Source organism: Acinetobacter sp. B51(2017) (assembly GCF_003711395.1).
GTDB lineage: Bacteria > Pseudomonadota > Gammaproteobacteria > Pseudomonadales > Moraxellaceae > Acinetobacter.
The window spans coordinates 82,400-96,964 of sequence record NZ_PJRJ01000008.1; the positions used below are offsets into that span (position 1 = coordinate 82,400).

Sequence of the window (14,565 nt, forward strand, 5' to 3'; positions counted from 1 at the left end):
TTACTCCGCTTTTGCATATTGATCGGCCATGACTTCAATCAGCTGTGTAGGCTGGATATAGCGTTGAATGACACGCTGTATATCTTTGTTGCTCAATTTTGCAAAGGCACGGTCACGCTCAATACGGCTTTGCATATTTTCCTGATGCTCTAACTGGCTGGTCAACATTTTATGAATATTTCGTTCATCTTCTAGGTTAGTCACACGGCGTTTTAAAATGGCAGCTTTGGCTTCTGCCAACTCTTGTTCAGTTACGCCAGTTTGAATCAATCTATTGAGTACTTGATGTACAGCATGTGAAACTTGCTGCGCCTGACCTGCTGAATAATTGGCAGCAATCGTCAATGCCCCCGACTGCACCTCACGATTTAGACTTAAACGACTACTAAACCCATAGACTAAGCCATTTTTTTCACGTAACTCTTTAGCCAAACGCGAAGAAAGCTGCGAATTACCTAAAATATGGTTCAACACCGTTAAAGCAGGTGCATCCTGATCTTCACTACTTACAGGCAAAGTTAATAAAGCCACATAGCTGCCAAATTCACGCGGTTCAGCCAATACATGATGTTGTTGCGCTTGATAGGCTTGATAACGCGGTAAGATACGCGCAAAGTGAGCTTGCCCTGACCAATTTCCCAATTGCTGCGCCAATAACTGTTGCATTTGATTTGGATTAAATTCTCCTGTCACAGCCACTTGCGCATGTTTTAAATTAAAAAACTCTTGATAGAAGGCTTTAATTTGCGCATTGCTGGCTTGGTTAAGTCGAGCTTTACTTAATTCAGGATCAAAGTGATAGCGCATATCCCCCGGTTGATACTGTTCTACAAGCTGGGCTAATTTTAACGCCGCCACAGTATCGGGTTCAGTATAAGCACGATCTAAGCTTGCCAAGGTTTGCTGACGAATTAATTCAAACTCTTTGTCTTCAAACTTTGGTTGCTTTAAATTCTCTACCACAAATTTAAAATAATCCTCAAAATGCTGTTTTTTCGCAGAAATTTGAATAGTAAAACTATTATTGCTGCTCGATACATGGGCGCTGCCGCTAACGCGAATAGATTCATCAATCAGTTTTTGGCGTTCGTATTGCTCTGAACCACGTAACAGTAAATAAGCTGTAAGACCAATTAATTCACTGCGATTAAATAAACTGTCTGCATCGCCAAAATCAATTGAAATTGTGGCATAGGTTTTATCATCACGGGTCGTGGTTGGGAATAATGCATATTTCACCCCATTGTCTAAACGACCGCGTTGAATCTGTTGATCTACCTGCTGCAATTTAGTTTTGGCAGTTTTTAGATACGTTTTGACTTCAGTTTTATAGGTTTTTACATCCTTAAGCACCTCTTCAGGCACAGGCTGTTGATCAAGGGTTTTGGCTGCTGTGCTTGGCGCTTGAGTCGCAGCTTGTTTTTGATCTTCAGGCGTTGGTATAACGCTGGCGGTGATACGATGTTCAGCCTTTAAAAATTGATTTAGATGACGGTTGACTGTTGCAACATCGATGTTCTGCAATTTGTCTTGATCACTAAAGAAGGCTTGCCACTGCCCATCACGATCAACCACATACTGACTGATGATCCCGAGCATAGCAGCGGAACTTTTAAGTGCATTCTCTACGCCATTTTTTTGCATATCTTTAATACGTTGTAATTCTGTCGCATTAAAGCGCGCTGGCGAGCGCTCCACCTGCTCAATTAAGCCCTGTTGCACAGCTTGAGCATCTTGTTTAGGCGAATACACAGCTGCCATGACACTAACATTACGTTCTTGATCACTGGCATCCAGTGCCACTACACCTGTTGCCACCCCAGCTTCGACCAAAGGTGCATATAGTTTCCCTGTTGGCTCTAAGCTATACAGATAAGGGGCAAATGCTAAAGCATCGCTTAAGTTTGGATCTTTAGGCTGCATATAAAAATGCAGTTGCAGATAGTCACTGCCCTTTGCCACACTAAATTGGCGTTGTGTCATTTGCTGTAAATCAAATTTAATTTTAGCTGCCCCTTGCGGTAAAGCACGTTTGGCAATCGGACTAAATTGCTGATCAATCTGTTGCAAAAGCGTGCTTTGATCAAACTTACCCGTAATCACCAACACAGCATTATTCGGTGCATACCAATCTTGATAATATTGTTGTAATTCTTGTAAGCCAATCGACTCGAGTTCTTGCAAATCCCCAATCGGTAAACGTCCTAAATGCTGATTACCATAAGCGGATTTCACCATTTGATCCATCAATACAGACATCGGTTGATCAAGACGAATTTCTCGTTCACGTTTGACAATATCAATTTCTGTGGGAATAAATTTTTCTTGTAACACTAAATCCTGCATGCGCTGGGCTTCTAAATGCAGAATTTCATTAATTGCTTTTTGTTCGGCACGAATCACATTGCTATATTGGGTGGCGTAGTAACTGGTACTGGCATTATTAGACAAGGTATATTGATTTAAACGACGCTGAAATTCCTCACCTGGAACTTGAGTCGTGCCTTTAAATGCCAAATGCTCTAATAAATGCGCTAACCCCCCTTTACCTTGTGGATCATTTAAAGAACCACTTAAATAAATGGTGTTCATATAGACACGGCTTTCTTTTGGATTGGCCGCCAAAATCACCCGCATGCCATTGTTGAGTTGATATTCTTGGATGTTATGCGCTGAATGTAACAGGACTGGCGTGGCTGCAACCGTCATACTTCCCGCAACGAGCCATACTGCCAAAGATAATTGTTTAACACGCATCAACATAAACTAGACCTAATCTGAGTAAGTTCTCTTTCTCAATTTTTTATGAGAAAAATAAAGTAATGATAATTATTCACATTTAGTTGGCTTTGTCTATGTCAGCATTAAAATCTAGGCACAAAAAAAATCCCCAAGCTTACACTTGAGGATTTTTTGAATTTGGCGGAAGCGGTGAGATTCGAACTCACGGAGGGGTATAAGCCCTCGTCGGTTTTCAAGACCGGTGCATTAAACCGCTCTGCCACGCTTCCATGTGCGCTATCATATAAACATTTTTTTGGCTTGGCAAATATTTTTTACTATTTTTTGGCTATTTGCACAAAATAGCTGCAAAAATCACAGTATGTACGATTTTTCAGGCATTTCATAACGAATTTGGTTGATATACCAGACTTTTTTACCCAGTGGCGTTACCACAGTGACCTCATCGTCCACTTCTTTGCCCAGTAAAGCGCGTGCCATCGGTGAATCAATCGAAATATGCTGCGGATGATGATCATAAATTTCATCCACACCCACGATTCTTAAGGTCTTGATTTCACCCTGCTCATTTTCAATCGTTACCCAAGCGCCAAAGTACACCTTACCCAATTGCTGCTCAGAAAAATCGACAATTTTAAGTTCTTCTAAACGTTTCCCTAAGTAACGAACACGACGGTCAATTTTGCGTAAAATTTGTTTGTTATATTGATAATCCGCATTTTCACTACGGTCACCAAGGCTTGCTGCCCAGTTGACTTTTTTAGTAATTTCAGGCCGTTCTGTGTGCCAAAGATGCTGTAATTCGGCCACCAATTTATCGTGTCCAGCACGGGTGATGAGCTTAGATTTCATAGGCGTTTGCGGTTTAAATATGTCTAAATTTAAAACATTTTTACCGCTCTTATAGCAGAAAAATCTCAATTCTCAAAATTTAAAAAAATATAAATATAAATATCAATAACTTAAAAAATATTTTTTATTTATTTTTTCTCTGAAATTTGACAAGGCAAATTTTCACATTTATTATGCCGCCATGTTTATTTATTGTCCATATTTTAATCATTGTAGTTTTTCTACACAATTTTCAACTTTTCCCATGTCATTTTGAATGACGTTCATGACTGCCCACCCCGAATTGAATTTATCACTCTTGAGCAAGTGAAGGCTTTGCTTTGACTTGACGGGCATAAATTACTTGTAGCGGAGACAACATGCACAGTAATTCAACTTCAGGCGCGAGGCTTCGCCTTAAATCTGTTACTTCTTCTCTTCCAGTAAAAGCACTTGCTCTTGCAACTGCCATTCTTCCATTTCACAGTATTAATGCCAGTAAAGCGCATCAATATGACCAAGTGGTGAATCAGAAAAAATTAACCGTGGTGAGCGTTGCTAATCCAACCACCGTATTTCAAGATGGTCGCCATTTACATGGTTTTGGTTATGACTTAGTGCGTAACTATGCCAATAGCTTAAACGTGACGCTAGATTTTAAAGTGGTCAATGATAACGCCACTGCACTGAAATGGGTGGCACAAGGTAAAGCTAATTTTGCCATGACCACTGCGAGTGTTTCGAGCATCGAGCAAAATAAACTGACGGCCTTTTCGGCCAGTTGTGGTGATTTAGGCAGCTTAAACAGCAATGGTTTAAATAGCGATTTAAACTGGGTGTTTAAACAAGCAGATGATCCGCTGTCAGAAACCGCCAATGGCTTTGTTTGCCGTGCTAAACAAACAGGTTCTCTACGTCAGTTAGCCTCTTTTTATAACCGCAATGTGGTCAAGCCTGAAACTTGGCAAGTGATTCAGCGCGATTTAAAAAATCGTATGCCAATTTATAAGACCAACTTTACCCGAACGGCTCAACAATATGGTCTAGATTGGCATCTATTGGCCGCGATTGGTTATCAAGAGTCCTATTTAAAGCCCAATTCAGTTTCGCCTACAGGCGTGCGTGGCTTAATGATGTTGACCAATAATACTGCTAAAGCTATGGGCGTGAGTAACCGTACCGATCCAAAGCAAAGCATTCAAGGTGGTGCTAAGTATTATGATCAAATGCTGAGTCGCTATAGCCATATTCCTTTCCCAGATCGTAACTGGTATGCCTTAGTGGCTTATAATATGGGGCCGGGTGCTGTGGCAGGGATTCAGAAAAAAATCCGTGCTCAAGGCAAGGATCCAAATAACTGGGTCAATTTATATGCCTATTTAGATCGCAACAAAGCCAGCAATGGTCGTTACCGTCAAGCAGTACAATACGTGACGCGTATTCGTGCTTATTTAGAGCATATTAAGACTACACCTCAGTTGGTCAATATTTAAAGTCAAAAAAAGCTTAACCCGAAGGTTAAGCTTTTTTATTTGCAGACTTAAACTGTCGCTGCCAGAATATTTTTAAACAAGGCTTTTTGTTCAGCACTTGGTTTAGCGGTTTGTAATGCCATTAATTGTGACATATCGCCTTGGACTTTGATTTTACCTGTCATAAACGCTTGCATCGCTGCGGTCATATCAAACTCTAAGAATACTTTACGTAAGGTTTCGCCATCCATCGTTAAAGTAGTTTTGGCTTGTTCAGTCAGCCCTTTTTGCAGCTTACCACCTGCAAGCGCAAGCTCTGTAGTGCCGCTGGCTTCATTGACAATTAAGTTAATCGCTAAGGCATTTAAAGCAGGGGGCAAATTCAGCTCACCCGCCTGTGCGGTTAATGATTCTACTGTTGCAAACCAATCATCCGTTAAAAACGCTGGCATGTCTCATCCTCAATTATTTGTGTTATTGCTAAAATGGCTTTCGTCTTTTATAGCATGTAATCACATATTTAGCCCATGCTTTTTAAGATAAAAAAATAGGTGTCATCAAGACACCTATGCGTAATCACAACAACATATGATTTATTCGGCAGCAAAGCCTAAATTCACCATATTAATGCGTTTGCTCGCGCCTTCCGTTTCATCTACGGTACAGCTGCCTTTAAAGTCAAATTCACGTTGGCTATCTAAAGCTTCAAAGTCAAACAGCTCACGGTCAGCCAGTTGTGAAGGAGAAACGTTTTGTAGTGCACCAAAAATGCTGTGTAAGCGTTTTGGATGCTCTTTGTCCCACTGACGTAGCATATCGTTTAACATAGCACGCTGTAAGTTCTCTTGCGAACCACATAAATTACATGGAATGATTGGGAACTGACGCATTTCTGCATATTTGATAATGTCTTTTTCTTCCACATAGGCCAGTGGGCGAATCAAAATGTTCTTTTTATCAGATGATAAAAGTTTTGGTGGCATTGCTTTTAAGCTACCGCCATGGAACAAGTTTAAGAAGAATGTCGCTAAAATATCGTCACGGTGATGACCCAGTGCGACTTTGGTTGCGCCAATTTCTTGCGCAAAACCATATAAAGACCCACGGCGTAAACGTGAACACACCGCGCAATAAGTTTTCCCTTCTGGAGTTAACTTTTTGGTAATACTGTAAGTATCTTTTTCCAAGATATAGTACGGAATGTTATTTTCTTCTAAATAACGCGGCAATACATCTTCTGGGAAACCTGGTTGCTTTTGATCAAGATTGACCGCAATCACATCAAAGTTAATCGGTGCAATACGCTTAAACTGCAATAGGATATCAAGCAAGGTATAACTGTCTTTACCACCTGAAATACACACCATGACTTTGTCACCATCTTCGATCATTTTAAAATCACGAATCGCATGACCGACTTGACGGCGTATTTTTTTCAAAAGACGATAGTACGCAGAGCTGGTTGGGAGTTCTGGCTTAAAATTAAAGCCTTGATTGGACTCAACTGGCGAGAACATAGACGAGATTAACCCATAAATACAAATAACGCGGAATTTTAGCCGATTCAGGCTCAAAGCGCAGCAAAAGAATGTAAATTCTGCCCAAATGCAAGTATTGTCATAAATCTGTCGCTAAAGGGTTGATAAATTAACCGATATGCTATTTTTGCAACAATTTTTTTAATTGATTAACTGTTTTACACACTTTTCCACAAAAGCTGTGGATAACTTTGTGGATTCTCTAAGACTTGACAAGGTGTCTTGCCCACCTACCAAGGCTTCTATTTAAATTGATCATTTTTTAACCAATTTAATATTCTTTTTTAATCAACAACTTAAATATGTCAAGTCAGCTAAAATAAAAAAAAATTAATTTTTTTTTATTTCTGAGTTGCTGTTTTCACACTCGTTTTTATAAACAACTTAATAATTAAGCAATCAACAGCTTTCGTGATGGATTTTTTTTGTTAAAATGCAAACTACTGTTTGGGGACAGATGTTCAATTACAACAATGAAACGTCATTTTATACACTTGGGGATTTTATCTTGCATATGCTGTGCCTCTAGCATCAGTTATGCCAAAACGATTACCCATTTTAAACAAGAAAATGGGGTGACCTTAATTACCGATCAAAGCAATAAATATCGCGACTTACAAGTTAAAAAGGTCAACACCTACCCAGAGAGCAATATTCACAGCTATAGCAATTATGGTGCTACAGAAGCTGCGGTTGCACCGAGCCAAAGTGGCAATCGTAATGCCTTTGATCATATTATTCAGCAAGCCGCACAAACACATGGTATTTCGGCAGGTTTAATTAAAGCCGTGATGCATACCGAGTCAGGCTTTAATGTACATGCCCGCTCTCCTGTAGGTGCGCAAGGTTTAATGCAACTCATGCCTGCCACTGCGCGGCGTTTTAATGTCTCCAATGCCTACGACCCACAACAAAACATTATGGCGGGTGCTAAATATTTAGCGTGGTTACTCAAACGCTTTAATGGCAATACTTCACTTGCCTTAGCAGGCTACAACGCTGGTGAAGGTAACGTACAAAAATATGGTGGCATTCCCCCGTTTCGTGAAACCCAAGATTATGTACGCCGCGTCAATAGCCGTTATCAAAATTTATATGCAGCTGGACTGGGCAGCAGCGGCAGCTCTAGCATTCGTGCCTCAGCCCAAACACCTCAAGGTGCAACCATTATTGCCCAGTCTAAGCAGTACAGCCAAAGCGATATACCAAGCTATAGCCGTGAAGTGATTCGTTTAAGTGATGGGAGTTATACCGATCGTCCAAGCAGAAGCGCTGGCACCTACAGTACCGAAAAAGCCACAGCTATGATTAGCAGCAATTAAACTCGATTTTTTTACTCGAGTTTCGTTATTTTTTCTTGAATTTTAAGCCTATTCACCGCATATTGATGAATACGATTTCAATTAGTAAATCAGATCATATTTTTACGATAAGAGGATTTTCTCAATGATGCGGATTGGTTTGTTCTTGCTAACCAACCTCGCGGTACTGGTTGTAGCTGGCATTATTTTGTCACTCTTCGGTGTCGTTAGTTACCATGGCGCGGGTGGCTTAAATCTAGGCAACCTATTAGTGGTCTGTTTTGTATTTGGTATGGTTGGTTCAATCATTTCGCTATTTATGTCGAAATGGATGGCCAAAAAAACCACAGGTACAGAACTCATTGACCCAAATGCACCTCGTAACCAAGCAGAAGTTTGGTTATTACAAGAGGTTGCGCAGCTATCTCAACGTGCTGGTATTAATATGCCAGAAGTTGGTATTTTCCCATCTTACCAATCTAATGCCTTTGCAACAGGTTGGAATAAGAATGATGCTCTTGTTGCGGTTTCGACAGGCTTACTTGAGCGTATGAACAAAGACGAACTTCGTGCAGTATTGGCGCATGAAATTGGTCACGTTGCCAATGGCGACATGGTTACCCTTGCGCTAGTGCAAGGTGTTGTCAACGCCTTTGTAATGTTCTTTGCCCGTATTGTCGGTGACTTTATTGACCGTAACGTATTTGGCCGTGAAGAAGGTGAAGCTCCAGGTCTAGCTTATTTTGCCATTACCATTGTCTTAGATATTGTGTTTGGTATTTTGGCTTCTGCAATCGTGATGTGGTTCTCGCGCTACCGTGAATACCGTGCCGATGAAGCAGGTGCACGTTTAGCGGGTAAACAAGCCATGATCTCTGCATTACTGCGCTTACAAGCGGAAACAGAAATGCCAGATCAAATGCCTAAAGAAATGAAAGCGTTTTCAATCTCGGCAGGTCAAGAACAAGGCTTTAGCTTAGCAGCATTGTTCCAAACTCACCCAACAATTGAACAACGTGTTACTGCATTACAACAACTAGATTGCCCATAAGCATCAACCTTATGTTGTACTAAAAAAGCTCCCATCTGGGGGCTTTTTTTAATTCGTCCACCACACAATTAACCACATTATCCCAAAATAAATCGCCACTGCAAAAATAGCCAAAAATAATATACCAAGCAGATCTGGAATATGTACCCAAATCCAAGCCACTACAGGGTTACGCCAAAATTTCGACTGCTGCTGTTTCTTTTCTAATTGTTCATGTAAAAATGGATGCACAATATGATGATCGGTCTGGATTTGATATTCTTCGCGAATATGCTCATGCACAATATCTAAAGCTTTTTTACTGGGACGAATCAATACGTCAAAAATCGTACCTGCCACAGGAATAAAACCGACCACTGCATCCATTATGGCCAACTTGATAACAGGATTAAGTTTATGCTGTGGCACACCAATTTGGCGGGCCTTATAAATGGCATAGCAGGTCAAAGTAAAACCTGCCACATCGCCAGCTACAGGCAAAGTACTTAAAGCAGCATCTGCTCCAACGCCCTGCTTGGTAAATGGAATCCGCACCAATGAATCCATCATATTGGCAAATTTAGCTAAATCTCGCTCTAAGCGAATCACCTCTTGGCGTGACATTTTAGACTGAGGAGAATTTGGCATAAGCATCCTATAAAGCAAACGAATAGGGTTAAAGATAAGGTTATCGATTGGTCTTAGCGTAGGTTTTTAACCGATTAAAATAATAATTGTGCAGCAATATATAAGTACACCACGACACCTGTGGCGTCACAAATAGAGGTCACCAATGGACCTGAAGCGCTGGCAGGATCAAGTTTTAACTTATTTAAAATAAAAGGTAAACTCATCCCAATTAACGCGCCTAATAACACAATACCTAGCATACTTAAGGCCAACACCAAAGCCACCATCATGTCGCTTCGGATATAACCTAAAATGGACACTGCAGCTGCCATGGTTGCCCCTAAACATAGTGCCACTAAAGCCTCACGTCCAAGTAAGCCAAACCAGTCTTTAAGCTCGACATCGCCTGTCGCTAAGGCGCGTACCATTAAGGTGGCAGATTGTGAACCTGCATTCCCGCCACTGCCCACCAACAGCGGTAAGAAAAATACCAGCACAATATGCGTGGCAATAATATCTTCAAAATAAGAAATCCCAATCCCTGACACTAAACTACCAAATACTAAGATCACCAACCAAAACACACGCTTTTTATAAAGCTCAAAAATTGGAGCATCTTTTAAACTCAAACTGCCTTCATTTTGCACGGCGCTACTTTTTAAGAAATCCTCATCGGTTTCGGCGCGGATCACATCCATTGCATCATCATAGGTGACTATACCCAGCAAACGTTGCTGTTCATCCACAATAGGCAAAGCCAAAAAATCATAATGGGCTAAGATTTTTGCAACCTGCTCTTGATCGGTATCGACATCAACACTGACCACATCCTGTTGCATCACCTCTTGTACCAAGCGCTGTGGCTTTGCTTGAATGATTTGTCGTAATGAAATTACCCCTAACAGTTTTTGCTGATGATCTACCACATAAATTAAATACAAGGTTTCACGATCTGCTGCCACTTGGCGCAACTCGTCAATGGCCTGCTCTAGCGTTATATCAGGTGCTAAAGTTACAAACTCCGAGCTCATGACTGCACCCGCAGATTGTGGCGAATATGTGGCGAGCTGTGCCATTTGCTGCTGGGTTTCTTGATCAAATTGCTGCAAGATAGATTGTTTTAAGTCAGGTGCTAGGCGCTGATAGAACTCATTGCGATCATCGGAATGCATGCCTTGCACAATATTGGCCAAATCAGCAGCCCGAATATGTTGTGCGATCTGAATTTGAATCGCAGCAGATAAACGCTCAAAAATTTGACTCGCAACCGTGACAGGAACAGTGTTTAACAATAGAATTTGCTGTGCTAAGTTTAAATGTGCCGTCGCATCACTAATACGTTGTATATGATGCTGTTGAATAAAAGTCAGCAGTGCTGTTTTATCAAGCTGCAACAACTGCAGTAGCTGTGGCATAAGAGGATGTTGGTGCATAGGCTTATTATTGTTTTGCGTAATATTACTTATTCAAACAGATTTTAGCGTTTTTATATAGCCTTAAAAAAGGAGGCCGCAGCCTCCTCTTAAATGCAATTAACTTACTTTGACTTTAGAACGGATCAATACATACATAAATGGGATAAAAATCAGCACCAGTACAGTGCCAAAAACAACCCCACCTAATACGCTCGTACCAATTTCTTGACGACTCGCAGCCCCTGCACCACTGGCTAAAACTAAAGGCACAATCCCTGCCCCAAAAGCCAATGAGGTCATTAAGATAGGACGCAAACGCAAACTCGCTCCTTCAATCGCTGCGTCAATGACATGAACGCCACGCGCTTGTGCCAATGCTGCAAATTCAGCAATTAAGATGGCATTTTTACATGACAAGCCAATGGTGGTCAGTAACGCAATTTGAAAATAAATGTCATTTGGAAAACCTGCCAAATAACTAAATATCATATTACCACCAATACCCAATGGAATTGCGGTCATCACGGCGGCAGGAATCGACCAGCTTTCATACAATGCCGCCAAACATAAGAAAATAAAGCCAATCGAAATTAAATACAGCCACATCGCTTGATTACTCGAACGCTGTTCTTCAAAAGACAAGCCGCTCCAAGACAGATCAACGCCCCCCAGATTGTCGATCAAAGCTTGAATATCTTGCATGGCTTGACCCGTACTGCTGTTTTGAGCTTTATCAGCTTCCATTTCTAAGGCGGTATAGCCCATATAACGATTGACCACTTCAGGCCCACCTGTCCAACTTAAGCTTGAGAACTGACTAAACGCGACCATTTGGTTGTTGCTATTGCGTACGGACCACTGTGCCAGATCATCAGGTGTCGCTCGAAACTCTGCATCACCCTGCATAATCACTCGCTTGATCCGACCACGATCAATAAAGTCATTAATATAATTGCCACCCCATGCAGCTGCTAAGGTCGAATTAATCGCATTTTGGGTTAAACCTGCTGCCATGGCTTGCTTTTGGTCAATGCTGACTTTAAGTTCAGCTTTTTCAGGATTGGCTTTTTTATCTAAATTTTCAAAGCTGCTATAGGCTGCCGCTTGCTGCTGCAAGCCTGTAAACTGTTGATCTAAATATTGCCGCCCTTGCCCCTCAACATCGCGTAGCCAAAAACTCAATCCATCGGTTTGGCCTAAACCATTGACAGATGGCGGCAACATCATGCTAATTTGCGCATTCGGATGCTGTCTAAAATGGGCAATAGCACGTTCCCGAATCGCTTGTGCAGAATTTTCTGTACCTTGACGTTCATCCCAATGTTTTAAGGCAATAAAGCCTTGTGCCAAATGCTGACCAGAACCTGAGAAGTTACGTCCATAACGTAGCATGACCAAATTGACATTGTCTTTTTCTTGGCTTAAGAAATATTCACGAATCTCTTCCCCCACTTCACGCGTTTTAGACAGCGGTGCGCCATCTTGTAATTTTAGCTGAACGCTTAAAATTCCTTGGTCTTCACTGGGAATAAAACTGGTGGGCAAAGCACGATAAAACACAGCAAAAACTGTCAATAAACCACAAAAAATCACGAAAGTAATGAGCTTATGTTGCAAAGTTAAATGGGTTAAAGCTAAATAACGCTGCTTTAAACTTTCTAATTTCTGGTTAAACCATAACGCCCATTTGGCTTGTTTGACATTAGGTTTTAAAATTAAGGCACATAAGGCAGGCGTTAAAATCAGCGCCACCGCTAAAGATAAACTCATGGCGGCGACCAGCGTAATCGAGAACTGACGGTAAATCACGCCCGTTGAACCGCCAAAAAATGCCATGGGAATAAATACAGCGGTGAGAACCAAGGTAATCCCAACCAAAGCACCACTAATTTCCTGCATCGATTCAATCGCGGCCTGTTTAGCACTCATGCCTTGTTCATGCATTAAACGCTCGACATTTTCCACCACCACAATCGCATCATCCACCAATAAACCAATCGCCAGCACTAAGGCAAATAAGGTTAAGGTGTTAATACTCATGCCCAGTAAATATAAAACTGCCATGGTGCCCAAAATCACCACAGGCACAGTAATAGTGGGAATTAAAGTCGCACGCCAATTTTGCAAAAAGATAAACATCACGATCACCACCAAAATGATCGCTTCAAATAAGGTTTTGACCACCTCTTTCATGGATTCTTTGACAAATGGCGTGTTATCGCGTGGATAAACAATTTTATAACCTTCAGGCAATTGCTTTCTTAAGCGCTCAATTTGCTGATCAATCAGTTGTGCTGTGGCAATCGCGTTAGCACCTGAAGATAAAGAAATCCCCATACCCGCAGATGGATAACCATTAATGGTGTTATAGGATTGATAGTTTTCTGCCCCCAGTTCAATGCGTGCTACATCTTTTAAATAAACAAAATCACCTTGTTGGCTCGATTTTAAAATTATGTCTTCAAATTCTTTGACCGTGCGTAAACGACTACCTGAGGTGACTTTGGCATTTAAATATTGCTCTGAGGCTGTGGGTAATTCGCCAATCGCACCAGCGGCCACTTGGGTATTTTGTGCTTCAACCGCAGCACGAATATCACTTGGCATTAAATTGTATTGATGTAATTGATGTGGATTGAGCCAAATCCGCATGGCGTATTGAGAGCCAAACACATCCACTTCACCGACACCATCTACCCGAGCCAATTCCTGCTCTAAATGGGTCAGCATATAATCGGATAACGCAATATTGCTGCTTTTTGCGCTTTCATCATATAAGCCAATCACCATATGGGTATCCCCCAGCGATTTAAATACATTTACCCCCTGACGTTTGACGTCCTCAGGTAAGCGATTTAAGGCACTATTAATGGCATTTTGCACTTGAACTTGCGCGGTATCAGGATCAGTGCCATTTTCAAAACTAATACTAATCCGAGCTCGGCCAGAAGAATCACTACTGGAGCTAAAATATAATAAGTTATCTAAACCCTTGATTTGTTGTTCAAGCACTTGGGTAACACTTTCTTCTACTGTTTCTGCCGAAGCCCCACTATAGGTGGTGGCCACAGTAATGCGTGGTGGTGCAATATCTGGATAACGTTCAACTGGCAAACTCATGACCGCGAATAAACCAAATGCCATAACAATAATGGCAAGCACCCCAGCAAAAATAGGTCGTTCAATAAAAAATCTAGAGAGCATGAGGATTCTGTAACATGCTGATTACAGCACTTATAAAGAGGTAAATGAGAATAAATATTGTCTGTGTCTTGTCTAAAACACAAGCAATTTCTGAGTATTGATACAATTATGAAGAAATCATGAAGATGACGAGAGCTTTAAACGCTGACTTAAAAAAATTAAGCTGTTAGACCACCAAAGAAACAATGAGATAAAGCGAGAAGATTCTAAAAAGATGATTAAAAAGCCAACTCAAATAAAAAAATTAATTTTAGCTTCAACTCAACAATCTTGTAGTTTTTTTAAGATAAATTAATCTTATACTTTTTGAGATAACCTACTGCGCTAAGTTTATTTTTTAATCTAAAATTTATATAAAAAATCCCCGCATCATGCAGGGATTTTGAGCTATAAAGTGTAGTT

General features: G+C 41.0%; 10 protein-coding genes and 1 tRNA gene. 3 read left to right on the forward strand and 8 right to left on the reverse strand.

Annotation, left to right across the window (positions count from 1 at the left end; genetic code table 11):
- From CYK47_RS05700 to greB, 3 genes are all read right to left on the reverse strand, one after another.
- A complete protein-coding gene (locus CYK47_RS05700; RefSeq protein ID WP_122899767.1) occupies nt 1-2,763 on the reverse strand; it encodes a M16 family metallopeptidase in 2,763 nt (920 codons plus the stop codon).
- Nucleotides 2,764-2,920: 157 nt separating this feature from the next.
- Nucleotides 2,921-3,011 (reverse strand) — tRNA-Ser (locus CYK47_RS05705).
- Between the two features lie 85 nt (nt 3,012-3,096).
- Nucleotides 3,097-3,594 (reverse strand): transcription elongation factor GreB, encoded by a 498-nt coding sequence (gene greB, locus CYK47_RS05710; RefSeq protein WP_122899769.1) that lies wholly within the window; start codon nt 3,592-3,594, stop codon nt 3,097-3,099.
- 359 nt (nt 3,595-3,953) lie between these two features.
- On the opposite strand from greB, the gene CYK47_RS05715 reads away from it, so the two are divergent.
- Nucleotides 3,954-5,066, forward strand: a complete 1,113-nt coding sequence (locus CYK47_RS05715; RefSeq protein WP_122899771.1) for an MltF family protein — start codon at nt 3,954-3,956, stop codon at nt 5,064-5,066.
- A 47-nt stretch (nt 5,067-5,113) separates the two neighbouring features.
- On the opposite strand, the gene CYK47_RS05720 is transcribed toward CYK47_RS05715, so the two are convergent.
- Both CYK47_RS05720 and ttcA read right to left on the reverse strand, forming a co-directional pair.
- Entirely contained in the window at nt 5,114-5,497 is a 384-nt protein-coding gene (locus tag CYK47_RS05720) for an SCP2 sterol-binding domain-containing protein (protein ID WP_122899773.1), read from the reverse strand.
- A gap of 141 nt (nt 5,498-5,638) precedes the next feature.
- Entirely contained in the window at nt 5,639-6,562 is a 924-nt protein-coding gene (gene ttcA / locus CYK47_RS05725; RefSeq protein ID WP_122899775.1) for a tRNA 2-thiocytidine(32) synthetase TtcA, read from the reverse strand.
- Nucleotides 6,563-7,056: 494 nt separating this feature from the next.
- On the opposite strand from ttcA, the gene CYK47_RS05730 reads away from it, so the two are divergent.
- Together CYK47_RS05730 and htpX are read left to right on the forward strand one after the other, a co-directional pair.
- Nucleotides 7,057-7,905: a lytic transglycosylase domain-containing protein gene (locus tag CYK47_RS05730; RefSeq protein ID WP_122899777.1), complete on the forward strand. Its 849-nt coding sequence runs from the start codon at nt 7,057-7,059 to the stop codon at nt 7,903-7,905.
- Between the two features lie 124 nt (nt 7,906-8,029).
- Nucleotides 8,030-8,935, forward strand: a complete 906-nt coding sequence (gene htpX / locus CYK47_RS05735; RefSeq protein WP_122899779.1) for a protease HtpX — start codon at nt 8,030-8,032, stop codon at nt 8,933-8,935.
- Between the two features lie 48 nt (nt 8,936-8,983).
- Here the strand turns inward: htpX and CYK47_RS05740 are convergent, their stop codons facing one another.
- The 3 genes from CYK47_RS05740 to CYK47_RS05750 all read right to left on the reverse strand — a co-directional run bounded on the left by CYK47_RS05740 (nt 8,984) and on the right by CYK47_RS05750 (nt 14,163).
- Nucleotides 8,984-9,562, reverse strand: a complete 579-nt coding sequence (locus CYK47_RS05740; protein ID WP_122899781.1) for a DUF4112 domain-containing protein — start codon at nt 9,560-9,562, stop codon at nt 8,984-8,986.
- 74 nt (nt 9,563-9,636) lie between these two features.
- On the reverse strand, nt 9,637-10,959 hold the full coding sequence (gene mgtE / locus CYK47_RS05745; RefSeq protein WP_252150252.1) for a magnesium transporter: 1,323 nt from the start codon (nt 10,957-10,959) through the stop codon (nt 9,637-9,639).
- Between the two features lie 117 nt (nt 10,960-11,076).
- On the reverse strand, nt 11,077-14,163 hold the full coding sequence (locus CYK47_RS05750; protein WP_122899785.1) for a multidrug efflux RND transporter permease subunit: 3,087 nt from the start codon (nt 14,161-14,163) through the stop codon (nt 11,077-11,079).
- Between the last annotated feature and the right edge of the window lie 402 nt (nt 14,164-14,565).

Excerpts from the sequence above, each read along its gene's own strand:
- CYK47_RS05700 (WP_122899767.1), bottom strand. The coding sequence starts at position 2,763 with ATGTTGATGCGTGTTAAACAATTATCTTTGGCAGTATGGCTCGTTGCG.
- greB (WP_122899769.1), bottom strand. The coding sequence starts at position 3,594 with ATGAAATCTAAGCTCATCACCCGTGCTGGACACGATAAATTGGTGGCC.
- CYK47_RS05715 (WP_122899771.1), top strand. The coding sequence starts at position 3,954 with ATGCACAGTAATTCAACTTCAGGCGCGAGGCTTCGCCTTAAATCTGTT.
- CYK47_RS05720 (WP_122899773.1), bottom strand. The coding sequence starts at position 5,497 with ATGCCAGCGTTTTTAACGGATGATTGGTTTGCAACAGTAGAATCATTA.
- ttcA (WP_122899775.1), bottom strand. The coding sequence starts at position 6,562 with ATGTTCTCGCCAGTTGAGTCCAATCAAGGCTTTAATTTTAAGCCAGAA.
- CYK47_RS05730 (WP_122899777.1), top strand. The coding sequence starts at position 7,057 with ATGAAACGTCATTTTATACACTTGGGGATTTTATCTTGCATATGCTGT.
- htpX (WP_122899779.1), top strand. The coding sequence starts at position 8,030 with ATGATGCGGATTGGTTTGTTCTTGCTAACCAACCTCGCGGTACTGGTT.
- CYK47_RS05740 (WP_122899781.1), bottom strand. The coding sequence starts at position 9,562 with ATGCCAAATTCTCCTCAGTCTAAAATGTCACGCCAAGAGGTGATTCGC.
- mgtE (WP_252150252.1), bottom strand. The coding sequence starts at position 10,959 with ATGCCACAGCTACTGCAGTTGTTGCAGCTTGATAAAACAGCACTGCTG.
- CYK47_RS05750 (WP_122899785.1), bottom strand. The coding sequence starts at position 14,163 with ATGCTCTCTAGATTTTTTATTGAACGACCTATTTTTGCTGGGGTGCTT.